We start from the raw sequence: 23822 nt of genomic DNA, 5'->3' as shown, positions 1-23822 counted from the left end.
ACCAATTATGCTGTTAGAATTCGAAAAACCGATTGCTGATTTGGAGTCCAAACTTCAGGAAATGAAGGATTTGGCTAAGGGAAAAAGCATTGATTTGACCTCAGATATTCAATCGTTGGAAGAGAAGATTCAAGCCCTGAAAAAAGAGACTTTTCAAAACCTTACCCGTTGGCAACGGGTGCAACTTTCCCGGCATGCCGACCGCCCCTATTCCTTGGATTACATCTACGAAATGACCAATGATTTCATCGAACTGCACGGTGACCGTACCGTAAAGGATGACAAGGCGATGGTGGGTGGACTGGGCGATATAGATGGTCGTACGGTCATGTTCATTGGTCAGCAAAAAGGAAGAAATACAAAACAACGTCAGGAGCGAAACTTTGGAATGGCAAACCCAGAGGGATACCGGAAGGCACTTCGCTTAATGAAAATGGCGGAAAAATTCAATAAGCCTATCATTACGCTAATTGACACACCGGGAGCATTTCCTGGTTTGGAAGCCGAAGAGAGGGGTCAGGGTGAAGCAATAGCCCGCAATCTCAAGGAAATGTTCATGCTCAAGGTCCCGGTCATTTGTATCATCATCGGAGAGGGTGCATCCGGCGGCGCCCTTGGAATTGCGATCGGAGATAAGGTCTACATGCTTGAGAATACTTGGTACTCGGTGATTTCTCCTGAATCCTGCTCCTCCATTTTATGGAGATCTTGGGATTATAAGGAGCAGGCTGCGGAAGCATTGAAATTGACAGCTTCTGATATGCAAAAGAATGGGCTTATAGACGGAATCATCGAAGAGCCACTTGGCGGTGCACATAAGGATATGAAATCCATGGCCAAAACTATCAAAGCGACCATTATCCAGGCCCTCAAAGAATTGGATAAACTTGCCCCTGAGGACAGAATCAACCAAAGGATAGACAAGTTCTGTTCGATGGGCGTTGTTGTGGAATAGGAATTCTAATTTCAGCCGCAGAATAGGGAATTTACCATAACCGGATCCCCATGTTCTGCGGTTTTTTGTTTGAAAAGCAGGCCATGAATCTATTTACTGTCAATACGGGTTTTTTCAAATTGGACGGAGGTGCAATGTTCGGAGTCGTGCCCAAGGTGATTTGGTCACGGACAAATCCCGCAGATGACAACAATCTTTGCACTTGGGCGATGCGTTGTTTATTGGTCGAAGACAATGGTCGTATCGTATTGATTGACAATGGAATCGGGGATAAGCAGGATGCCAAGTTTTTTTCCCACTATTTTCTCCATGGAGAACATAGTCTCACCAAAAGCCTGAGAAGTCTTGGCGTCGGTTTCCATGATATCACGGATGCCTTCTTGACACATTTACATTTTGACCATTGTGGCGGAGGGATCAAATACGGCTCACATGGACAATACGAACTGACATTTCCCAGAGCCACCTATTGGTCCAACTCCGATCATTGGAATTGGGCGACAGTGCCAAATCCACGGGAAAAGGCATCTTTTCTCGAAGAGAATATCCTTCCCATTCAAGATCACGGAGTATTGGAATTTGTTGATTTGAATAGTAGAAGGCTTTTTGAAGGATTTGAGATCATTACGGTAGATGGCCATACCGACAAGCAGATGCTTCCGAAGATAGAATACAAAGGCCGGACTGTTGTCTTTGTGGCCGATTTGTTGCCTTCAGTCGGTCATATACCACTTGCTTATGTAATGGGTTATGATACGCGGCCATTGATTACAATGGAGGAAAAAAGGTTATTTTTGGAGGAAGCCGCACGCAAGGAATGGGTGCTCTTCTTGGAACACGACCCTATCCACGAATGCTGTACCGTAAAAATGACCGAAAAGGGCGTACGCTTGGACCAAACATTTGCATTGCATGAGCTCTGATCTTAAGATTGGTATAGCGCTGTCCGGCGGCGGCGTGAGGGGGGTGGCCCATCTGGGAGTACTGAAAGCGCTCAACGAATCCGGTATTTTCCCAAATCGGTTTTCTGGAAGCAGCGCAGGTGCGATTGCGGCAGCATTGTACTGCAGCGGACATACCCCGGAAGAGATATTGGAAATCATCCTTAAGACCAACTATTTCAAGTTTTTGAAACCGGCAATTTCCTGGACGGGAATTTTGAAAATGGACCTGGTCGAGGAGCTTTATCGTAAATATTTGACATCCAACAGTTTTGAATCACTTCAGATTCCGCTCAGCGTCACGGCTACCGATGTCCGGCGTGCCAAAGCGGTTTACTTTTCTGAAGGTGAATTGATCAAGCCATTGATGGCCTCCTCCTGCATTCCCGGCATGTTTGACCCGATTTTAATAGACAACCATTACTACATCGACGGCGGTGTATTGAACAATCTGCCCGTCGAGCCATTGGATGGTGTATGCGATGTTGTCATTGGCGTAAATTGCAATCACCTTCCTGTTGAACACAACATCAAGAATATAAAAAGTCTGATCGAACGGTCCATCATCATGACGATGAACTACAACGTGTACAGTCGAAAGCATGTATGCGACTATTTCATTGAGCCGCAAGGGCTGGCGCGCTACGGTGTATTTGATACCAAAAAGGCAAAGGATATTTTCCAAGCTGGATACGAGACCGCCGTCAAATTCGTAGAGGACAATCCGAGTATTTTAGAATTGAAATCAAAAACAGGCAAAAAGAAAATCAAATGATGAAGTTCCTCTCCAGATTGGTATTTTGGATTTCTGGCTGGTCCCTGAATGTCGGTTGGCCGAAGGACCTTAAGAAGGCTGTGTTGATTGCCATTCCCCATACGAGCAACTGGGATATTTTATATGCGCGGGCTGCATTCTTTCTGATGGATATTCCCGTGAAATTCACGATAAAAAAAGAAGTGATGGTGGGCCCATTGGGCTGGTTGCTAAAAGGACTCGGCGGAATTGCCATCGACAGGCAGCGTATTCCTGGTGGAAGGAAGCAAACCTACACCGAGGCAATGACCAGAATGCTTAAGGAATCGGATGAACTTGTGATCATGGTCACACCAGAAGGAACCCGCGGCTATGCTCCAAAATGGAAAACTGGCTTTTACCATATAGCCTTGGGTGCAAATGTGCCCGTAGTCATCGGGTATCTGGATTACAAGAAAAAAGAAGCAGGCATAGGGCCCATCATCTATCCCGATGGAAACATGGACGCCCAAATTGAAGAAATGAAGGCTTTTGGAAGAACCGTCACGGGAAAGCATCCCGAAAAAGGGATTCGTTAATCCACCGTCAAAGTAATATCATCGAAATAGACTTTTCCGGATGTGCGCGGTGCCATGGCCAGGTAAACGACAAGGTACTCGACTTCGGGTGGCATTTTGTTGAGCACCAACTCGATCGGTCTCCACGTAAACGTGCTGTCTACAAAGATCCGCTCCTGAGAGGTGATGTACCTGCCTGCCGTGTTTCCGTTGCTGTCCTCGACTGGAAACGCCCGCAAACTGATAAAAACATTGCTTCCCGGGGCAAATCTTTTGATTTCTTCTCCTTTCAAATAGGCTCGCAGTGTAAGTCTTTGGCCCTCTCTGGGCAATGGGGAATTGATGGTCTGTCTCCAAGTGGTCGGGTCGATGTTGGTGCTATCGCGACTTTCGATAAAAAGAGAAGCCGAAGCTGACCTGAATTCATCCCTACTCAATCCAAGTAGAAAACCTGGACTAGTCACAGAGACCCAAGGTTGTGGGGAATTGGGGGATGAAATATCCGAATTCCGCAACAACTGAGTTCCGGCAGGCACTTGATCGTCCAGTTGATTGCATCCGAGCAGGGAAAGGAAAATGATGAATAGCGTACGACGCATGAAACGGGGAGTTCAAAGTTTGATACGAAACGGTTTGCCCTAGGTTGGCAATTCAAATTTGGGGGAATGGTTTGAATTCGAATAATTTTCTTAAATTTTAAAAAAACATCCCAAAAGAACCGACCACCAACATGCAAGAAAGTATCCTCACTTCTGTCTTCCTACCCCTAGCCTTGGCATTTATCATGCTCGGCATGGGACTCTCCCTTACGATCAAGGATTTCAAGAATATTTTTATTTACCCAAAAGCCATGTTTTTGGGCCTATTCAACCAAATGATCCTGCTTCCAGTATTTGGCTATGCATTGGTTCAATTGTTTGGTTTGACGGGTGCACTCGCTGTTGGCGTGATGATTATCGCCGCCTGCCCCGGAGGCGCAACATCCAACTTGATCACCCACCTGTCCCGGGGGGATTTGGCGTTATCGATCTCTTTGACGGCATTCAGCTCCTTCCTGACGATCTTTACGATTCCTTTGATCGTGAACTTTGCGATTGCACATTTTGGGGAAGCGGGCTCGGTGTCACTACCGGTTTTTGAAACAATCGTCCAAATCGCCGGAGTAACAGTTATTCCTGTTTCGATCGGAATGTTGCTTCATTATCGCTTTCCGAAGTTGTCCAAAAAAGCAGATAAACCAGTCAGAATTGCTTCTGCCGTATTTTTTGTACTTATTCTCCTTGCAGCGATTGTGAAAGAAAGGGCAAACATCATCGATTATTTTATCATTTCCGGCCCGCTCACCTTGCTGTTGAATCTTTTGACGATGACCGTTGGCTTTTTCCTTGCCGGGACATTTCTCCTTTCCAACAGACAGCGGATTACCATCGCCATTGAGTCCGGAATCCAAAACGGGACCTTGGGAATAATGATTGCTGCGACGCTGCTGAAAAACTCAGAAATGACCATCCCAATCGCGATCTACAGCTTGATCATGTTTATGACTTCTGCAGTGGTGGTTTTTTTGGCCAATAGGAATAAGGGACTTATAGAGGCTTAAATTCCAAAGAAAGCTTCTGAAGCATATCCGTAAAATGGGTTGGCAAGTCTGCTGTTATGTCTATTTGTTGCCCTGTATTTGGCTCCTTAAAAGCCAGCTTCCAGGCATGGAGGTACATTTGTGTTGAACCGAAGCGATCTCTAAAGAAATTGTTCTGTTTGTTATCGCCATGCGTTGTATCACCGATCACATAATGCCGCGCCTTTGCCATGTGGCGACGGATTTGGTGCATCCTGCCGGTGTGAGGATAGACTTTCAGTAGGGAATATCGACTGGTCAAATACCGATCGGATGAAGAAAAAGGAATCTCTGTCTCCGACAATGTCCAGAACTCTGTCCTAGCCTCCCGGAGTTCTCCCTCTAGTTTTTTTGATAAAGGAAAATCCAAAATGCCATGCGCCGTTGGCATATGTCCCCGGACTATACATAGGTAGAGCTTTTTCACCTTTTCGGTGGTAAACTGGGGCTGGAGTGCTGAGGCAGCATCAGAAGATTTTCCAAAAAGTACAATTCCCGAAGTCGGCCTATCGATACGATGCAGTGGAAAAACCTTGAAACCAAGTTGCTGCTTCAATATCCGCTCGGCGATCAATGCATGTTCTTCAAAAGCGATATTTGTCCTGTGCACAAGCATTCCGACGGGTTTGTTGATGGCGAGGTAGTTTTCGTTTTCAAAAATGATATCAATCGATTCTTCCATAATAGAAATGAGCTGCCCAATTTTAGATTCCAAACAAACAGGATTCAACATTGATATCCAAATGCGACGCAGGTTTGCAACGGCGTTCACTATTGCTTGCTTCCATTTATCCTTTCCTAAGGATATTCATATAAATCGAAAGGTTGAAGCTGGCAAATACCGTAAATTCCCGAACCAACCAATCGGAATATACCCATGAAAAAACCATTACTGTTGCTATTAATTATGGCATTTACTTGCCAATTGGCCTGGTCCCAAGAAGAGAGGGCCATCAAAATCGAATCTTCCTCCGTGACCAACGGTGAAGTCACCATTAAGGGAAAACGTGTGCCTTACAAAGCTACTGCGGGTACCATGCCCGTATGGAACGAGGCTGGAAAACCGATCGCGACACTGTTTTTTACCTACTATGAGAGAACGGACATCAGCGAAAAAGCAAGCCGCCCCTTGGTTTTTTCCTTCAACGGAGGTCCAGGATCGGGTTCACTTTGGATGCATTTGGCCTACACGGGCCCATATGTGCTTAACATCGATGAAGAAGGGTATCCACTTCAGCCTTACGGCGTCAAACAAAATCAGCATTCGATCCTTGATGTGGCCGATATCGTCTACATCGATCCTGTGAATACTGGTTATTCGAGAATCGTGGATAAGGATGTTCCGAGAAGTACATTTTTCGGCATCAATGCGGATATTAAATATCTGGCGGATTGGGTAAAGTCATTCGTCACCCGTCAAAATAGATGGGCTTCTCCAAAATACCTGATAGGGGAGAGCTATGGTACCACCAGGGTGGCCGGTTTGGTCCATGAGCTTCAAAATGCCCATTGGATGTATTTCAACGGAGTGGTGCTGGTATCACCGACGGGTCTCGGTTTGGATCGGGCAGGTGCGGTCGCCAAAGCAAACTACCTACCGTACTATGCAGCGACTGCCTGGTATCATAAGGTGCTTCCCGCTGAGTTGCAGAGTAAAGATTTGGACCAAATCCTTCCCGAAGTGGAGAAGTACACGCTTGAGGTCGTGATTCCCGCCATCGCCAAAGGTGGTTCCCTCAGCGCTTCCGAACGTGTCCAGATCGCTAAAAAGATGGCTTATTATTCTGGATTGAAAGAAGAAGTAATTTTACAACATGCCTTGGCGGTACCAACGAGCTTCTATTGGAAGGAACTATTGCGTGATCAGGGAATGACAGTTGGTCGCCTTGATAGTCGTTACAAGGGAATTGACCAGACGGATGCAGGCGAAAGGTTTGATTTTGATCCAGCTCTGACTTCTTGGAACCACGCGTTTTCTCCTGCAATGAACATTTATGCCAAAAACATTCTGAAGTACGACACCGACTTGACCTATTACCTGTTTGGACCTGTGCAGCCATGGGACCGTACCAACGAGAACACGGGCAACCAATTGGCGCAGGCCATGCTCCAGAACCCTTATCTGCATGTAATGACCCAATCCGGTTATTTTGATGGAGGTACCGACTACTTCAACGCCAAGTACAATATGTGGGCTTTGGATCCTGCAGGAAAGCTTCAGGACAGGCTTTCATTCAAGGGCTATAGAAGCGGACACATGATGTATCTGAGGGCGGAAGACTTGGCGACATCTAACGAGGATATACGCCAGTTTATCCAAAAATCGTTACCTGGTAAAGGGGTCCCGGCGAAGAACTAAATTTGAAAGGAAAACAAACGAAAAAGCCACCATTCAAATCGGTGGCTTTTTCCTTGGTAAGCTATTTTAGAATCGAGCAAGATTTTTTGTGCGTTATACCAGAAGGTTCATTTTTTCCTCAATTTTTCTACGGAGTCGGTTGAAGAACTGACGGCGTTCCTTTTCACCCACCGAACTAATGAGCGTTGATTTTTTCATCAAGTTATCAAGGTTGAAGAACAATGCATCGTTGAATTTCGGGTCCATCGAACCGATAAAGTACATCACGGAATGGTTGAGATAAGTGATTCGGATGTTCTCCAACTGAGCCAAAAACGTGTTGTCCCCAATTACCATTTCATTTACAAACATGTTGTAAGGTGCCGAATCGTTTGTTGGCTGCTTTCCGATATCAAATTTTTTGCCTGATTCGGCCATTTTCTCGAGGTGGTTGACCAAATCCGTCAGTTGACTATAGAGCAATCTAGCATCATCGGCTGATTGGACAATCCCCATTTCATAATACATGAATATCTGCTTGATCGTCACGTTGATTCCTTCTTCGTTCCAGATCTCCGTAGTAGGAATCATGTTGTACACTTGGATGATTTTAAGCCCGGTTTCTTTCAGAGGCTGAAACATTGGGTTGTTCATCGAGAACCTCTCATTCCGAAGATTTTCGAGGTTCAAAATCGACTTCATCCAAAAAAAATACTTAAATGAGGCCAACTCCGGATAGTAGAACTGATAGAATGGCGGCATGTCCTTTACAAGGTAATAGATATGCTTGCTCTTTTGCGAGTAAATGAACTGAAGCTGCTTCAGCGCATCCGCCAACCAATCCCCAAAGCTATCCTTTGTAAATGAATTGAGTTTCCCATGAAAGACGATAGCGTTGCTTTCCAAGTTAAAAACCTGGTCAAGAGAAATGTGAAAGTGTTGGCTGATTTTTTTGATTTCTTCCAGATCAATGAACTTCTCGCCGCGAATACGTCGGTAAGCCGAATCATTACTGATTTCGAGCAAGTCCGAGATTTCATCCACGAGGGATTTATAGGGAGGGAGAAGGTTTTTGACATGTTGAAAAAACTGTACTTGAATTTCCGAGGTACCCATAGTTCAAAAGATTTACAGCATTATTTGTTAAAAACAGACGGTAAATATTAGTTGGGCTAGTCAGATGGGGCGCCTACTTGCGTCCGGTCCAGATTTTATGACTAAGAATTTCCAGCTTGGATTAAGTTACAAAATTCAAATCCAAATTTCCAAAAAATCGCTAATAGTAGCTATACGATTTTTTTATCCAGTTATTGAAGAAATCAAAAAATAATATTGTAAAAAATAGAAAAATCTATATTTTAATCTCTATGGCTTCAAATGGTATCATTGATTTTTAGTTAAACAATTTATTTTTTTTGACTCAAGGTGTTTACGTCGCTTTTTTTTTTTTTGTGTGTGTTCCACGGCGTAATTGCAATCTTCACAGGATTATCATTTTTAAAAAAAAAGCGGGTTTAATCCCGCTTTCATTAAGCTCCTTCTGCCGCAGCAGCGGAATGCAATTTGCCCAGTTCTTGGTCAATCGTCCAAAGGCCAATGCCTTCCTCTCCGATAATATCAAACAACTCCAATGCCCTACGGGACATGGTTTCTTCTTCCCTCTGTTCAGTCACATACCATTGCATAAAGCTGAATGTGGCAAAATCTTTCGCAGAAAAAGCATGGTCAACGATGGCGTTGATGGACTTGGTCACTTTGATCTCATGCTCAAGGATCAATTCGAAGACTTCCCTCAGGGAGTTGAAGTTATGGCGAACGCCAGTAATTTCGGGCTGGATTGCATGGCCACCTGCTTCGTTTACATAATGGAAAATCTTCATCATGTGCATTCTTTCCTCGTCGGCATGAGTGTAGAGGTACTTTGCAGCGTTGGCATAGCCCATCATATGACACCATGATGCCATCGATAGATAGTAGGCAGAAGATTTCCCCTCCATTTCTATCTGTTGATTGAGGAGTTTTTCGGTATCGTGTAGCAATGAACGCTGTAGCGTTACGATTTCTTTCTGTTTCATAGCAAATGCAGTTTATACACAAACTTAACCCAAAAATGGCGAGATGGTTCCCAATAACCGCGTAATCGAGAAATTTAGATTTGGTATAAGTAAAAATCTAAAAACCCGAGTAAGGGTGGACTATTCATTTACTTTGGTGACATCGCCTGATTTTTGACCGATGGTTTTTCCATTGTTAAAGTTTAGGCCTATTTTTATTCTTGACCAATCGTCCACGAAATTTTCTAAAAACAATAAACCTGAAAACCTATCAATTCATGGCAACAAGAAGAGATTTTATTCAAAAAAGCATTTTAGCCGGTGCGGGGATTAGCCTTTCGCCCTTCGTCAGTGCCGAGTCGCTTCATTCATTTTCAAATCGAATTGCGCCTTCCGACCAATTGAACGTGGCGGTAATCGGCTGCAAAGGTATGGGCTGGTCCAATATGAATGCCCATTTGAAAATTCCAAATGTGAATTGCATCGCTTTGGCGGATATCGACCAATCAGTGCTGGCACAACGGTCGGAAGACGTGAACAAACTTCGGGGCAAAAAGCCTCAAGTGTATGGCGATTATCGAAAAATGCTGGAAAATAAGGACATAGATGCGGTCATTATCGGCACCCCGGACCATTGGCACTGCCTCAATATGGTGGACAGCCTATCCGCGGGCAAGCATGTGTATGTCGAGAAACCAATCGCAAACACAATTGAGGAATGTAACCTAATGGTGAAAGCCAAGCAGCGCTATGGCAAAATGGTACAAGTGGGGCAGTGGCAGCGAAGTGGTTCGCAATATGCCGAAGCTATCGCCTATGTGAAGTCAGGCAAATTGGGCCAAATACGCCTCGTGAAGACTTGGGCATACCAAGGCTGGATGAAGCCCGTGCCGAAAGTAGGCGATGGTCCTGTACCCCAAGGAGTCGATTATGACATGTGGTTGGGTCCTGCGCCAAAGCGTCCATTCAATTCGAATAGGTTTCATTTTAACTTCAGGTGGTTTTGGGACTACGCAGGTGGATTGATGACTGACTGGGGCGTGCATGAGATTGACATTGCACTCTATGCCATGGGTGTGACTGCGCCAAAATCAGTAATGGCCTCAGGAGGGAAATTTGCATACCCCGATGACGCCTCTGAGACACCCGATACCCTCCAAACCGTGTATGAATACGATGGATTCAACATGCTTTGGGAACACGCGACCGGAATTGACGGTGGAAATTATGGAACGACAGAAGGTATTGCCTTTATTGGTAACAACGGAACACTTGTTGTCAATAGGGGTGGATGGAAAGTCATTCCCGAAACGGAAAACAAAGATGGTCAGCGGGTAAGCAAAATAGAGGAAGTACCGCATACACGGCCCTCAGGAAGTGCGCTGGAGCTCCATGCACAGGGATTTGTCAATTCTATTCTGCAAAACGATGCATCCAAACTGACCTGTGGAATCGAAACAGGTAGTATTGCCGCAATTAATGCACAAATGGGGAACATCGCTTTCAAAACGGGAAAGAAAGTCTATTGGGATGCTGCCAAAGGTCAATTCACGGACAAGGAAGCCAACCAACTCATGAAGGCAAACTATCACAATGGATGGAAGCTACCAAGCGTATGATTTCAAGGATTAAAGGAACTGAGGTTGAGCGGTAAGGTATTGCTGCCGCTCACCTTTGTACCTTCTGCCGTGAGGTAGTCATAGGTGATTTTCACCAAAGAAGTTCTTACATCAAACAAGAGCTGAATCGTCCCTGATGAAGATTCATGCACTGTGCCAAAACTCGTCAAATTAGGATTGTAGCCTATGCCGATCGAGGGGCCGTAGCTGAAGCTCGTTCCCTCCAGCGTTCCGATGACATTTGGATCGGAAAATCCAGTCGGTGGAAAGACATCATAGACCCCATTTGCCAAAGGGAATTTGGGAAGGTCAAAGCCGTTGTTCACAGACATCAATGTAATAGACATGATGTTGGTGTTATCTGCGAATGGTTCTTGAAAAACGGGAGCGCTTGAGAGTTCCAGCTTGGCGCGTACGTGGGAATTAACGCCCGTAATATTTGCAGGCCCTGTGATAGAAAGCCTTGCTGACTTAAAATCCAAAATCTGCGTTCCAACAAACACCGCGTTCAAATTCTGCAAGGGATCGGTTCCTGTATCTTCTATGGTACATGAGACCATTGACGACAAAAGAAAGGTTGCGACCACAATATTCAAGAGGACTTTTTTCATTTTTCGATTGAATCTACCTACCACTCATTTTCACGTTTTACAAACTCCCATTCATTTTTCAAAATGCTGTAGTAGATCGTGTCCCGCCGTCGTCCTTTTGTCATCAAAGTATGACTCCGCAAGACACCTTCTTCTATGGCATTGATATTTCTAAGCGCCTTCCTTGCTGCCATATTCAACACATCCGTTTTGAATTCTACCCGTTCCAAACCCAGCGATTCAAAACAATAGGTCAGCATCAGCTTTTTCATGGATTGGTTGAATCCATGTCCTTGGTAGCTTTTTCCAAGCCATGTCCATCCAATTTCGATGCGTCCATCCCTCGGTGAAAAATTGCCCAATGCGCTGCTGCCGATAATTTTGCCGGATGTTTTATCTACTACGACAAATTGGAGGCGCTCTGACAGAAATGCAGGCAAACACCATGCCTCAAGTTCTTCCCTTTGAGACAAATCATGGGTGTAATATCTCCATAAATCCGGATCGGATGCAAGTTCCTCCAATTCCCCAATGTCTTCTCTCGAAAGCGGACGTAAAACTACTTTGTCGTCCTCCAGCTGAATATTAAAATCAAGCATATCAGCTCAAAATTTCCCTGAGGGCAGCATTGAACATTTGGACTTCTTCTACCGTGCCTGTACTAACGCGGCACCAGTCATTAAGCGGCGGGAAAGGACGGCCGACAATGATGCCTTTTGCAGCCATTTGCGAGGCAAGTTCCTTGACATCCCGGTTGGCATGGAAAAACACAAAATTAGCCTGGGAAGGCAAATAGGTCAACTTCAATTCGTCCAAGGTTTTTTCGATGAGTTTTCTGCACTCCAAATTCTTTTTCAGGCTAAACTGATAGAATTCGTCATCCTTCCATGCAGCCTTTCCTGCCTCGATTGCCATGATATTCGTATTGGCCACGACCCTATCGGATAGCTTTTTGGCAATATCTGGCCTAGCGACCATATATCCCAACCTAATCCCGGCAAGTCCATATACTTTGGACAAAGTCTTTGAGACGATCACATTTTTTCCCTCTTTGACCAGCTTGACCATGGAAGGGTAATTCTTGTCCTCGATATAGTCGCAATATGCCTCGTCGCTGAATACCATCGTCTTTTTACTCACCGTTTCGCAAAAATCGAGTACCTGATTCGCAGGAAGTAGTTTTCCCGTCGGATTGTTGGGATTACAGAGAAAAACGAGTTTGGTCTTTTGGGATACACGTTTTTCAATTTCGGGTAGATCATAATTCAAGTCCTTATCCAAAGGCACCCAATTGATACTGGCCCCCCAGATTTCGGCATAAGTCATCATCGACAGGAAAGTAGGCAATCCGGAAATGATTTCATCTCCCGGGCCGGCAAAGGTGATACCAGCAACCTTCAAGCCCTCCGTGGAACCTGCGACCAACACAATATGGTCAGGGGTGACACCCTCACGCTCGGCGATCATTTTTTGAAGTTCCGAATTGTAGGCCCAAGGGTACCGGCATCCGAGATCAAAGCCATCCTGCATTGCCTTCCGCACCTTTTGGGAAGGTCCGTATGGGTTTTCATTGGAACCAAGTCTAACGGGCGTATTTAGGGGTCTGGGATTGAATTTCTTGATTTCCTCCTCAGTCAAGGAGGCGAATGAATTCGTTCCTGACAGCAGCGCAAAGCCACCTGCCAAGGATGCGCTTCTCAACCAATCTCTTCTCGAAAATTTCATTTTGACACTGATTTTTGGTCAAAATCTACTAAGTATTGGCAAGCTTTCCTAATCGAGGTTTCTATTCTAGGGCACGAGGGGTAGTTTCTACCAGGCAGGACGACCCTTTTACCATTTTTCCAAAAGAGAGAAAAAATCTTCCTACAATATTGCCAAAATCAAAATAAAATTCCTAAATTTTAAAGAAAACTTACGAGTTCAATTATTTCCCAAAATAACAAAACCATGAAAAAAATATTATTGCTTCTGGTTTTGGGTATATGGAGCCTTTCATTGACTCATGCCCAACAAACTCGCTATTTGGTCTTTGAATTTATCAAGGTGGAATCGAACCAAACGTACGACTTCATAGAATTCAAGGATTTTATGGAAAAGGTCTACCGCGTGGCGATCAACGAAAAGAAGATCCAAGGATGGGATTTTTGGTCTTTGCAGTCCGGTGCGGATCCAAGTGAATTCCAATACATTACCATCATTTACTACAAGGACCCCGTCTCAATGATGAACGGTATCTCTGAAGAGGAGATGATCCGCTATTCGATGGCTGCCTTCCCCGACCTAAAGGAAGCCCAAATCAGGGAGAAAATCGCCAATGCGGCACAAAGTAGGGATTTGGCGCAACGGGCTTATATGGTCGAAATCGCCTCTACGAAAGACAATTTTCAAATGAAAAAGGGCACTCTTGCCTCATTTGACATAATGAAAGCCGCGGAGGGACAGTTTCAGGCTTATGAAAACGCTGAGAAGGAGGTTTTCCTTCCCATTCACCAAAAGAGGATAGAAAAAGGCCTTATGGGTAGTTGGTCCTTTTTGAGAACTGCATTGCCGCTGGGGAGCGAAGCCAAACTCACCCATATGACAATGAATATTTTCAAGGACTATATGCAGTTTTTCAACAATCAGCAGTACGAAGACATGGAATCCACAGCGGAACAGAAGGCAGCAGTAGAAAAAGGCCTGAAGGCCCGCGACCAGAAAAATATTTATCTGTCCACCTTGGAAACAGCACTGCGGTAAGAAGTCTTTTGATGAAAAAGTCCCGTCCTTCTGGTTTCAAATGAGACAGAAGGACGGGATTTTTTATGCTTCTATGATTTCCCTGATCTCGGACAGCTCGCCTGCAGTGAAGTTGATATTCTGAACCGCCTTTACATTGTCTGCGAGTTGTTCCGCTCTGCTGACCCCAACAAGTACGGTCGTGATGCGAGGATCCTTTAGCAGCCAAGAAATCGCCATTTGTGCCATTGTTTGTCCCCTTTTTTTGGCTATCTCATTGAGCGCTGTCACTTTGTCGATCACCTTTTGGGAAATTTGATCTTGTTTCAGATATCGGCCGTCCTTTGCGACGCGACTGTCTGCCGGAATCCCCGACAAATACCGATTTGTCAAAATACCCTGTTCCAAGGGAGAAAAAGCAATTGAGCCGACACCCTTGTCGCCCAATACATCTAGCAATCCGTTTTCCACCCATCTATCAAGCATGCTATATCTGGGCTGATGGATCGATAGCGGTGTCCCCAGACTCTTCAATATTTCATATGCTTTTGCAGTGTCTTCAGCGTTGTACTGTGAAATTCCCACATAAAGTGCTTTTCCCTGCCTTACGATATGATCCAAAGCGCCCATTGTTTCTTCCATAGGCGTCTCAGGGTCTGGCCTGTGGTGGTAGAAAATATCCACATAATCCAAACCCATTCTTTTGAGACTTTGATCCAATGAAGCGATCAAATATTTTCTCGATCCAAGATTTCCGTATGGACCCGGCCACATATCCCACCCAGCTTTGGTGGAAATAATCAACTCATCACGATACTGTCTGAAGTCCTTGTGCATGATTCGACCGAAATTTTCCTCAGCCGAGCCGTAGGGAGGACCATAATTGTTGGCCAAGTCAAAATGCGTAATTCCAAAGTCGAAAGCCTGACGCAGGATTGTTCTCGCATTTTTGAAATCAGCGTCGTGCCCGAAATTATGCCAAAGGCCTAACGAAATCATCGGTAACTTGATGCCGCTTTTTCCGCACCTCCTGAATGGCATATTGTCGTATCTATCTTCTTTCGCCACGTAGGATGGCAAGGGTTGGTGGTCATTGATGCGCATAGGGATATTGTTGATTGTTTTAAATCGTCAATTTAGAAATTTCGGGGGAATTTTATTGGAAATACCAAACGGCGCAAACGATCGACAGGGCACCAAAACCAAACAATACCAAGATCGGTTTCCAAGCCTGTTTGATCCAATCGTTGTAGGAAATCTTTCCAGCCGCCAATATCGCCATGATCGCTCCGTTACTCGGGGTCACCAAATCCATCAGCCCCGCGCCATATTGATAAGCTAGGACAACTACTTGCCTTGACATCCCAGTCAAATCCGCAACCGGTGCCAAAAGCGGCATCGTCAATACCGCTTGTCCCGAAGTGCTAGGGACTGGAATATGGAGTAGTGCCTGTGACGCCATCATACCCAGGCCTGCGGCACTTGCGGGGAGGTTTTGAACAGGGGTAAAAAGGCCATAGATGATCGTATCGATGATTTGACCTTCGTTCAAAACCAGATATATGCTCCGAGCTAGCCCTACTATAACACCAGCGAAAATCATCTCGGAAAAGCCCTCAGAATAAGCCTTTGCTGTCCCATTGACACCCAATTTTCCAATCCAACCTACCAAAAGTCCCATGGCAAAAAAGATCGCAGACATCTCATTATAGCCCCAATTCCAATTGCTGAGTCCAACGATCATAATGGCGAACGTCGCAGCAACCAGCAATAGAATCAACTGATGAAATGGAGCAAGCTTGGTTGATTTCAATAGATTTCCTGAAATTGGATTGACACTATCTTTGCCTGTCCGTAAAAAATAAACAATCCAGAACCCAAGTGCCAAAACAAGAAATATCATCCGAAAAACGCCACCAGAAAAGACCTCAACATCCGCGACTTTTTGGGCAATCAAGACAGAAAAGGGATTCGACGGACCAAACGATCCGCCGATGACGGCGCTTCCAAGGGAAATTGCAATGACGGAAATTGAACTGTAGCCGATATTTCGGGCTAAAATCATCAAAACGGGTACCATCGCGATGATTTCCTCCTGTAGGCCGTTCAACGCACCGGCAGCTGCAAAAACAATTCCCAACATAGACAGCAGGAGGGAAGTCGCACTTTCAAACCTGGTGACGAGGAATTCCAAGCCAGCCTGAAAGGCCCCTGTCTTATCCACAATATAAAACGCCCCGCCCAATATCAGGATCAACACGACGACGTCGGCACCTGCGATAATGCCCTCGGGAACCTTCACCAGCATATTCCAAAATCCAACGGGACGGCTCTCCGTTTCGCTATAGCTTCCAGGGATTACGATTTCACGTTCCGAAGTGGGGTCGAGTCTTCTTTCAAACTTGCCCGCAGGAATCACATAGGTGAGTATTGTCGCCAAGACGACAAAAGCTAACATGATAACCATAGGGTGGGGGAAAGTCGCTTTTTTTATCATATTGGGTTTGTTTCGGGGAAAAGGACTAGGCGGTTTCCAGCTCCTTTTTTGTGATTGGCTGTTTTGAGGTATAGTTTTTCGGCAAATGCTTTTTCAATGCTTTCTTAAACAAATGAAAATCCACCGTGATCGTGTGCCTAGGGGTATCCACTTGCCGGTAATGGGGATGAGTCACCTCACGTTCACACAGCTCTCGGATATTTTTCGGCCGGGTCCATTTTCCTGCAATTTCACGTGCTATGATTTTGGCTTGTAATTCAGCGCCTGGCCAAATACAACCCAAGGGCTGGAACATGCCGATAAAATAGAGGTTCACAAACTCGGGATGGAACATCTTGAGGTACAATGGTACTGGACCTGAACTGTAGTCAATAAGCTTTTTATCAAAAAATGGATGAGAAAGAAAATATCCCGTACAAGCGATGATGGTATCGTACTCTTCCTCAAGCCCATCTTCAAAAACAACTTTCTTTCCGTCAAAAGATTTGATATCCAATCTGGGTTTCACCTTTCCATGTCGAATCTTGTAAAGGAGTTCATCATTGATGGTAGGGTGGGTTTCTCCAAATTTGTTGGTGACTTTTCTGAGTCCATACAGATTGTTATCGCCAACCATGATTTTAAGCAGCAGGTCAAAGAGAAAATTTCTGATCGGAAGGGGCACCCATTTACTTCTTTCGCCGATTTTGTCCGAAGGAAGGCCAAAAAAGAATTTGGGAATGATCCGATAGCCTCGTCGCCAAGAGATCGCTGTCATTTCGCTTACCCGACTAGTTTCAACAGCCACGTCACAGGCAGAATTCCCGCCTCCTATCACGAGTACTTTTTTGCCGCGAAATGGCTCGGCTTTTTTGAAATTGTGTGAATGCAGCATTTCTCCAGAAAAAGTGCCCGGATAGCTTGGCCAGCGGGGATTCCAATGGTGGCCGTTGCAGACGACCAAGTCGGTGAAAATGGTGGTCGATTGAATCCCTTCTCTTTCTGTGGTTACTACCCAATTGCCCTCGGAATTCCTTTGACAGTCCAAGACCATAGTCCCAAAATGTATGTAGGGATACAAATTAAAATGTCGGGCATAAGCCTGGAAATACCGCCTCAGTTCGTTATGGGAAGGGTAATCGGAGATTGAAGGATCAAAATCATCGAATGTGAAGTCCTCGTATTGGGACAGCGTTTTGGAACTGATAATATGTGTCGTTTCGAAAACGCTCGAGTGACTTTCATTTTCTGTATAGATCCAGTTTCCGCCCACTTCCTGGTTCCTGTCAAAAGCCACTGCGTCGAGCCCTTGGTCCAACAAGTTCTTGAGTGCAGTGATTCCGGACGGACCTGCACCTATGACGGCGATTTTCCTACGCATATTTCCGAATGATTTCTTTTGCCATGATTACCGTACCAATGGTAGCAGGTTGCCGGATTTTCTGAAGCATCGGATCAGGATTGACGGCAGGTATTTGCTTGTCGATGATGTATTTGGGAATATCTTTTTGCGTGTATTCGATCAGTCCAGCTGCGGGATAAACGAGCAATGAAGTTCCAATCACCGCAAAAATATCGGCGGACAGGGCATGTTCAATGGCGGATTCCATCATTGGGACCATTTCGCCAAACCAAACGATATGTGGACGAAGTTGACTCCCTTTCTCGCATTTGTCGCCCAGCTTCAATTCCCAACCATCCAAGTCGTATATCAGGTTAGGGTCAAGTGTGCTGCGTACCTTGAAAAGCTCGCCATGTAAATGGATAACTTTGGATGATCCGGCTTTCTCATGTAAGTTGTCCACATTTTGGGTTACAATCGTCACTTCAAAATGCTCCTCCAGTCGGGCGAGCTCGAGATGGGCTGCGTTGGGTTCACAGGAGAGTGCTTGTTTTCGACGCTGATTGTAGAAATCGAGTACGAGTTCTCTGTTTTTTCTCCAACCTTCGGGCGATGCGACTTCCATCACATCATGACCTTCCCAAAGTCCGCCGCTGTCCCTAAAGGTGCTGATGCCACTTTCAGCAGAGATACCCGCACCTGTCAATACAACCAGTTTTTTCATATTCCTAACCGATCCAATTTATCGGTGATCGATTGAATTTCAAAATCATTTTGGGTTTCAATTGTGTAGTTGGTAAATGTACCAAACTTCTGATGGGGCTAGCCGTCTGCCTTAAAAATAAAAAGCGGGAAATTAGTCCCGCCTTTGCTCATGCTTTCTTTTTGACGAATTTCCCCTTCTTCTTGGAGGTATCTGGCTGTTTTTCAATGATTTCAGTCACCTCTGCGAAAGTAATACTTTCAGGTTCGGTTCCTTTTGGTATTTTGAAATTGTCTTTGCCAAACTTGATGTAAGGCCCCCATCTGCCGTTTAGTATTTGAATATCTGGATTTTCAGAAAAGGTCTTGATCATCTTTTTGTCATCAGCGTCACGCTTGTCGAGGATCAATTGGATTGCTTCACTCTCGCTAATACTCAGAGGGTCCATTTCTTTTCCGAGAGAAACAAATTTGTTGTCGTGGCGGATATAAGGCCCAAACTTCCCGACGCCGGCTACGATTTTCTTGTCTTCAAAAAAGCCTACGTCCCGAGGAAGTTTGAAAAGTTCCAATGCTTCATCCAACGTAATGTTCTCGATGAATTGGCCTTTCTTCATACTGGCAAACTGCTTGGCTTCATCGTCTTGTTCACCGATTTGCACCAAGGGACCAAATCTCCCCAAACGTGCCACCACTGGTTTTCCCGATTTAGGATCTATACCCAAATGCCGCGAACTGTTGATTTCCGAACGGTTGACGGTGGCTGTAGCTTCCACTTTGCTATGGAATTTTCCATAAAAAGAGTCAATCATATCCTGCCAATCTTGACCGCCGTGGGCTATGTCATCAAATTCCTTCTCTACTTTGGCGGTGAAAGAATAGTCGATGACATTTGGGAAATGCTCAACGAGGAAATCGTTGACGACCATAGCTATGTTTGTCGGAAACAACTTGCTCTTGTCAGCCCCTGCGATCTCCATTTTTGAATCCTTTCGGAAGTTCCCTTTTGAGATCTTCATTTCCACGTATTTCCTTTCCTGGCCTTCTCTCGATTCCTTCACGACATAATCCCGCTTTTGGATCGTGGAAATGGTCGGCGCATAGGTTGAAGGTCTGCCTATTCCCATTTCTTCAAGTTTCTTGACAAGGGAAGCTTCCGTATATCTCGGTGCTGGCCTGCTGAATGTCTGCCTGCCTTTCATTTCGGTCAAATTCAGGACTTGACCTATAGTCAATGGGGGAAGAAGCCCTTTGTTTCCATTTTCCTCATCATCCGGTTCGTCGTCCGTATCTTCCAAATAGACTTTAAGGAAGCCTTCAAACTTGATCACTTCTCCTTGGGCAATCAATTTCTCAGGCACAGTCGAAATGCTGATGGTCGCAATCGTCCTTTCCAACTGGGCTTCGGCCATTTGCGAAGCAATCGCACGCTTCCATATCAAGTCATACAGGCGCTGCTCGTTGCGGTCACCCGAAACCTGTTGTTTTGAAAAATCGGTAGGACGGATCGCTTCGTGCGCTTCTTGGGCACTTTCAGACTTTGTTGAAAACTTGCGCTGTTGGTGGAAATCAGGCCCAAAACTATTCAGGATTTCCTTTTTGGCTCCCGCCAATGCCTCTTCCGAAAGGTTGACACTATCGGTTCGCATGTAGGAGATTTTCCCCGCTTCATAAAGTTTTTGGGCTACAGACATGGTTTGCGCTACAGAAAAACTCAACTTCCTGCTTGCTTCCTGTTGCAGCGTGGACGTGGTGAATGGTGGGGCAGGGGATTTTTTGCTCGGTTTTTTCTCAAGATTCTCAATATTGAAAACAGCACCGATACAGTTTTTCAAAAATTGTTCAGCGTCTTCTTCTGTTTCAAACTTTTTGGGGAGTTCAGCCGAAAGCGTTTTTCCGCTTACATCAAAAAGCGCTGTGATTTTAAATGATGATTTAGACTTGAATTTTTCGATTTCCCTTTCTCGCTCCACGATCAACCGGACTGCAACAGACTGCACCCTGCCAGCGGAAAGTCCTGCCTTTATTTTTTTCCAAAGAATCGGGGACAGTTCAAATCCAACCAAACGGTCCAAAATCCTTCTTGCTTGCTGGGCATTGACCAAGTCTATGTCTATCTGACGCGGACTTTCAATTGCCTTTAGGATCGCATTTTTGGTGATTTCCCGGAACACGATTCGTTTGGTTTGGGAATCTTTCAGATTAAGTACCTCTTTGAGGTGCCAGGAGATGGCTTCTCCCTCACGGTCATCGTCACTTGCGAGGAAGATTGTCTCTGCATCTTTGACTAGGCTTTTTAGCTGTTTGATGACTTCCTTTTTATCTGGAGTGATTTCGTATGTCGGCTTGAACCTGTTTTTGATGTCGATTGCATTGTCCCCCTTTGGAAGGTCCCTAACGTGGCCATAGCTGGACGCCACTTTGAAGTCCTTTCCCAAGTATCCTTCGATTGTTTTCGCCTTGGCGGGGGATTCTACGATTACAAGATTCTTCGACATACTTCTAAATTTTAAACAATTGAACGCTTAAGCGCTCCAAATAAAGCGCTAAAAATAGAATCCATCTACATGCCATCCAAATAATCCTTTTATTCATCTTTTTAATTGCCACCAAATTCCCCAACTTTCGGTGGTCTAGATCTATGCCAGCATGCTTGCTTTATACCTTTTAAGACATGGTGAATCCACGCCGGTAAACAGTGTTTCGGGCGATATCGGCCGGAATTTGACGTCTACTGGGAGGGAGAAGTTATTGCAGCTTGCAAAACTTTTGAAAAGGAAAAATATAAATTTTGATCACTTGTTGGTGAGTCCAGCCAAGAGAACTTTGGAAACCAAATCTGTCTTGGAGTCAGAATTGGGTGATTTGGACTTCGAAATAGATGAGAGCCTATATGAAGGAATTCCCCGTGCACTCATTGACGCGATTTGTAGGCAGCCAAAGGAATTTAAATCAATCCTACTGGTTGGGCACAATCCCGGGATATCGGCGGTTGCCTCTTACTTTTCAGGAGATAATTTTATCATCTTGTCTCCTGGGATGATGGCAATAATCTACTTCAATTTGGAAGATTGGAAAATGCTGTCGGCAAATTCGGGTACCTTGATGGAAATTTTGCATTGACAAAAAGAGTCAATATCCAGTGATGGTCAATAGGAGCTCGGATAGAATCCAAAACTAACTGATTGAACAGATTTGACAGGCGTATTTTTGTAAATGGCTGGCTTCCAACGCGGCAAGTTTGAATCCAACAAAGCATCGAGGAACTGCGAGTCCAATCCACCACCTATACTGCGTTTGATGATTGGATCGGCAATGCGTCCATCTCTTTCGACCACAAATTCTATCTCAATCACTCCGCCCAATCCCATCTTGAGTTCCCAATCCGGCAAATTGACCATGTCCAGCACTCGTTCCTCCCATTCACCTGGCTTGCCGGGGAAATATGCACGTCGGTCGATAGGTCCGTGTGGTCTCAAAATTTCGTCATCCAAAGGTAGGAGGCTGTTTTCGCGAAGCCTATCAATCAACTGCCTTACTTTCCGATAATCGCCCTCACTTCGTATGCCATCAAAAGCATATTCGAACATGCCGATCTGTGCGACGATTTTTTGCCCCTCCAGTTCACTGATGTATTCAAAATGTTGCGGATCAGTCAATTTCTTCATATTGATCCCAATCGTCAGGCTATCCTTTGATACGAGGAGTTTCTGCTTTATGACATCGATCGTAGATGTAAGTCGGTCAGGCATTTGACGAATATCGTCCGGTGCCCGTAATGAAATCAAACCCATCAAAAGCACGGTGATCGGAAGTATCGCAATCAGCTTGATGAGACTTATGTTTTTACCGTTTTTGATCATTTGAATTCGGGAGAGTGTCAAGGATTTTGCGAAATGACTTCCAACGGAGAATTCTATGCCGCGAATTGCCTGCGCAGCGATTAACTTGATATAGGAGTTGGTCTCATCGTTCCGTTTCACCATTTGATCGTCAGCGAGATATTCATGCAGTTCGGTAATCGCGAGACGCATGAGGTGGATGAATGGATTGAACCAAAACAAGACGCTTAGAACCTGGAAATAGACAACATCCCAAGAGTGGCGTTGTCGTATGTGGACAAGCTCGTGCCCGTAAATCATTTCCTTTTCCTGGGGTTCCAAATCGGCGGTATCGTCCCAAAAAAGGCTATTAAAAAATGAAAACACGGGACTTTTCCCGAAAGTAGGAACGACCAGACATTTGTTGATACTGTCATAATGTGCCTGAAACCAACCACGCTGATACAGGGCTCTGATTTGCGCGAGACCCCAAATCAACCTCGTCAACAGCACCGTTGCGACAAAAATGTAAGCGAGAAAAAGATAATCCTTAATCTCCAGAATGATTGGCAATTTGGTGCTGTGTACCGTTACCTCAGGAAGCCCATAACTGGCTACAAAAACTTCGGGCGCCTCCTGTTCGGAGAGCGCCCGGAAAAACTCAGTCTGATTGAGAGAAATACCTGGCTTTTCAAATTCGACCGGAATATTGATCAAAGGACAGATTAACGCGATAATTGGGCTGAGTATTAGGTACGCCCTAGATACGTTAAATGCTTTTTGTTTTTTCAATAAAACCAGATAGACTCCATAAAATACGAGGAGGCCGAAGGTGGATTGCCAGATATAATCAATCAAAATAGCCATAGGCTATTTTTTAACATCTTCTTTCACTTCAGCCATGATCTTGTCAATTTCTTTCAGATCAAGGTTTTTGTCTTTAGCGAAGAAAGAGGCAAGCTTGGAGAAAGATCCACTAAAATATCCAGTGAGGAGATTTTTAATGGAGAAGCTCCTGTACTCGTCTTTCGATACAATCGGGAAGTACTCGTGGGACTTTCCGTAGGCTTTGTGATTGACGAATCCTTTTCTTTCCAAAATCCTTACAATGGTCGAAACCGTATTGTAAGCTGGTTTTGGTTCGGACATTTTCTCAAGGATATCTTTGACGAAACCTTTCTCGATATCCCAAAGGATTTGCATGATTTGCTCTTCAGCACGGGTTAGTTCTCTCATGATTGTGTTTAAGTTTAAATTCGTTTCCAACTTATCCATTTAGTTCCTTAATTCCAAACATGAATGCCAAATCTTTTTATCTGAAATGCGATTTTTTT

At 44.9% G+C, this 23822-nt stretch carries 23 protein-coding genes; 9 read left to right on the top strand and 14 right to left on the bottom strand.

Annotated elements, in window-relative coordinates; all coding sequences use genetic code 11:
* The first annotated feature begins 7 nt into the window (after window positions 1-7).
* From C943_RS16035 to C943_RS16020, 4 genes are all read left to right on the top strand, one after another.
* Window positions 8-955, top strand: a complete 948-nt coding sequence (locus C943_RS16035) for an acetyl-CoA carboxylase carboxyltransferase subunit alpha (protein ID WP_008629874.1) — start codon at window positions 8-10, stop codon at window positions 953-955.
* A gap of 83 nt (window positions 956-1038) precedes the next feature.
* Entirely contained in the window at window positions 1039-1878 is an 840-nt protein-coding gene (locus C943_RS16030) for an MBL fold metallo-hydrolase (protein WP_040481065.1), read from the top strand.
* A complete protein-coding gene (locus C943_RS16025) occupies window positions 1868-2671 on the top strand; it encodes a patatin-like phospholipase family protein (RefSeq protein ID WP_008629872.1) in 804 nt (267 codons plus the stop codon). The genes C943_RS16030 and C943_RS16025 overlap by 11 nt, the downstream gene beginning before the upstream one ends.
* The gene (locus tag C943_RS16020) at window positions 2668-3228 is read left to right on the top strand and encodes a 1-acyl-sn-glycerol-3-phosphate acyltransferase (RefSeq protein ID WP_008629871.1); all 561 of its coding nucleotides are present in this window, start codon (window positions 2668-2670) and stop codon (window positions 3226-3228) included. Before C943_RS16025 ends, C943_RS16020 begins: the two co-directional genes overlap by 4 nt.
* On the opposite strand, the gene C943_RS16015 is transcribed toward C943_RS16020, so the two are convergent.
* The gene (locus tag C943_RS16015; protein WP_040481025.1) at window positions 3225-3806 is read right to left on the bottom strand and encodes a hypothetical protein; all 582 of its coding nucleotides are present in this window, start codon (window positions 3804-3806) and stop codon (window positions 3225-3227) included. The genes C943_RS16020 and C943_RS16015 overlap by 4 nt on opposite strands.
* 131 nt (window positions 3807-3937) lie before the next feature.
* Between C943_RS16015 and C943_RS16010 the strand changes: the two genes are divergently transcribed.
* A complete protein-coding gene (locus C943_RS16010) occupies window positions 3938-4807 on the top strand; it encodes a bile acid:sodium symporter family protein (protein ID WP_008629857.1) in 870 nt (289 codons plus the stop codon).
* On the opposite strand, the gene C943_RS16005 is transcribed toward C943_RS16010, so the two are convergent.
* Window positions 4794-5507: a pseudouridine synthase gene (locus C943_RS16005; RefSeq protein ID WP_040481063.1), complete on the bottom strand. Its 714-nt coding sequence runs from the start codon at window positions 5505-5507 to the stop codon at window positions 4794-4796. The two genes, C943_RS16010 and C943_RS16005, sit on opposite strands and share 14 nt — an antisense overlap.
* Window positions 5508-5702: 195 nt before the next feature.
* Here C943_RS16005 and C943_RS16000 point away from each other — a divergent pair, with 195 nt between their 5' ends.
* Window positions 5703-7184: a S10 family peptidase gene (locus tag C943_RS16000; RefSeq protein WP_008629854.1), complete on the top strand. Its 1482-nt coding sequence runs from the start codon at window positions 5703-5705 to the stop codon at window positions 7182-7184.
* 93 nt (window positions 7185-7277) lie between these two features.
* On the opposite strand, the gene C943_RS15995 is transcribed toward C943_RS16000, so the two are convergent.
* Entirely contained in the window at window positions 7278-8279 is a 1002-nt protein-coding gene (locus C943_RS15995) for a helix-turn-helix domain-containing protein (RefSeq protein ID WP_008629850.1), read from the bottom strand.
* A 413-nt stretch (window positions 8280-8692) separates the two neighbouring features.
* Entirely contained in the window at window positions 8693-9238 is a 546-nt protein-coding gene (locus C943_RS15990) for a ferritin (RefSeq protein WP_008629849.1), read from the bottom strand.
* 257 nt (window positions 9239-9495) lie between these two features.
* Here C943_RS15990 and C943_RS15985 point away from each other — a divergent pair, with 257 nt between their 5' ends.
* A complete protein-coding gene (locus C943_RS15985) occupies window positions 9496-10836 on the top strand; it encodes a Gfo/Idh/MocA family protein (protein WP_008629846.1) in 1341 nt (446 codons plus the stop codon).
* 2 nt (window positions 10837-10838) lie between these two features.
* Here C943_RS15985 and C943_RS15980 read toward each other — a convergent pair whose 3' ends face one another.
* The 3 genes from C943_RS15980 to C943_RS15970 are packed head-to-tail and all read right to left on the bottom strand — an operon-like array spanning window position 10839 to window position 13151.
* The gene (locus tag C943_RS15980) at window positions 10839-11447 is read right to left on the bottom strand and encodes a hypothetical protein (RefSeq protein WP_157198581.1); all 609 of its coding nucleotides are present in this window, start codon (window positions 11445-11447) and stop codon (window positions 10839-10841) included.
* Between the two features lie 17 nt (window positions 11448-11464).
* Window positions 11465-12025 carry a GNAT family N-acetyltransferase gene (locus tag C943_RS15975; protein WP_008629844.1) on the bottom strand — a complete coding sequence of 187 codons (561 nt, stop codon included), beginning with the start codon at window positions 12023-12025 and terminating at the stop codon, window positions 11465-11467.
* Window position 12026: 1 nt separating this feature from the next.
* A complete protein-coding gene (locus C943_RS15970) occupies window positions 12027-13151 on the bottom strand; it encodes a pyridoxal phosphate-dependent aminotransferase (RefSeq protein WP_008629843.1) in 1125 nt (374 codons plus the stop codon).
* 225 nt (window positions 13152-13376) lie between these two features.
* Here C943_RS15970 and C943_RS15965 point away from each other — a divergent pair, with 225 nt between their 5' ends.
* Window positions 13377-14168, top strand: coding sequence for a hypothetical protein (locus C943_RS15965; RefSeq protein WP_040481021.1), 792 nt, complete (start codon window positions 13377-13379; stop codon window positions 14166-14168).
* A 63-nt stretch (window positions 14169-14231) separates the two neighbouring features.
* Here the strand turns inward: C943_RS15965 and mgrA are convergent, their stop codons facing one another.
* The 5 genes from mgrA to topA all read right to left on the bottom strand — a co-directional run bounded on the left by mgrA (window position 14232) and on the right by topA (window position 21165).
* Window positions 14232-15251 (bottom strand): L-glyceraldehyde 3-phosphate reductase, encoded by a 1020-nt coding sequence (mgrA, locus tag C943_RS15960; RefSeq protein ID WP_008629841.1) that lies wholly within the window; start codon window positions 15249-15251, stop codon window positions 14232-14234.
* A 52-nt stretch (window positions 15252-15303) separates the two neighbouring features.
* The gene (locus C943_RS15955; RefSeq protein ID WP_008629840.1) at window positions 15304-16644 is read right to left on the bottom strand and encodes a YfcC family protein; all 1341 of its coding nucleotides are present in this window, start codon (window positions 16642-16644) and stop codon (window positions 15304-15306) included.
* Window positions 16645-16669: 25 nt separating this feature from the next.
* Entirely contained in the window at window positions 16670-18004 is a 1335-nt protein-coding gene (locus C943_RS15950; protein WP_008629839.1) for a flavin-containing monooxygenase, read from the bottom strand.
* Window positions 17997-18689: an SIR2 family NAD-dependent protein deacylase gene (locus C943_RS15945; RefSeq protein WP_008629838.1), complete on the bottom strand. Its 693-nt coding sequence runs from the start codon at window positions 18687-18689 to the stop codon at window positions 17997-17999. Before C943_RS15945 ends, C943_RS15950 begins: the two co-directional genes overlap by 8 nt.
* A gap of 148 nt (window positions 18690-18837) precedes the next feature.
* Window positions 18838-21165: a type I DNA topoisomerase gene (gene topA / locus C943_RS15940; RefSeq protein ID WP_008629835.1), complete on the bottom strand. Its 2328-nt coding sequence runs from the start codon at window positions 21163-21165 to the stop codon at window positions 18838-18840.
* A 151-nt stretch (window positions 21166-21316) separates the two neighbouring features.
* Between topA and C943_RS15935 the strand changes: the two genes are divergently transcribed.
* The gene (locus tag C943_RS15935; RefSeq protein WP_040481019.1) at window positions 21317-21790 is read left to right on the top strand and encodes a SixA phosphatase family protein; all 474 of its coding nucleotides are present in this window, start codon (window positions 21317-21319) and stop codon (window positions 21788-21790) included.
* 26 nt (window positions 21791-21816) lie between these two features.
* Here the strand turns inward: C943_RS15935 and C943_RS15930 are convergent, their stop codons facing one another.
* Both C943_RS15930 and C943_RS15925 read right to left on the bottom strand, forming a co-directional pair.
* On the bottom strand, window positions 21817-23355 hold the full coding sequence (locus C943_RS15930) for a M56 family metallopeptidase (protein ID WP_008629831.1): 1539 nt from the start codon (window positions 23353-23355) through the stop codon (window positions 21817-21819).
* A gap of 3 nt (window positions 23356-23358) precedes the next feature.
* Window positions 23359-23724: a BlaI/MecI/CopY family transcriptional regulator gene (locus C943_RS15925; protein WP_008629829.1), complete on the bottom strand. Its 366-nt coding sequence runs from the start codon at window positions 23722-23724 to the stop codon at window positions 23359-23361.
* Between the last annotated feature and the right edge of the window lie 98 nt (window positions 23725-23822).

The organism is Mariniradius saccharolyticus AK6, assembly GCF_000330725.2.
Taxonomy (GTDB): Bacteria; Bacteroidota; Bacteroidia; order Cytophagales; family Cyclobacteriaceae; genus Mariniradius; species Mariniradius saccharolyticus.
Note: the sequence above shows the minus strand (reverse complement) of the source record. Positions and strands in the feature narration are given on the sequence as shown.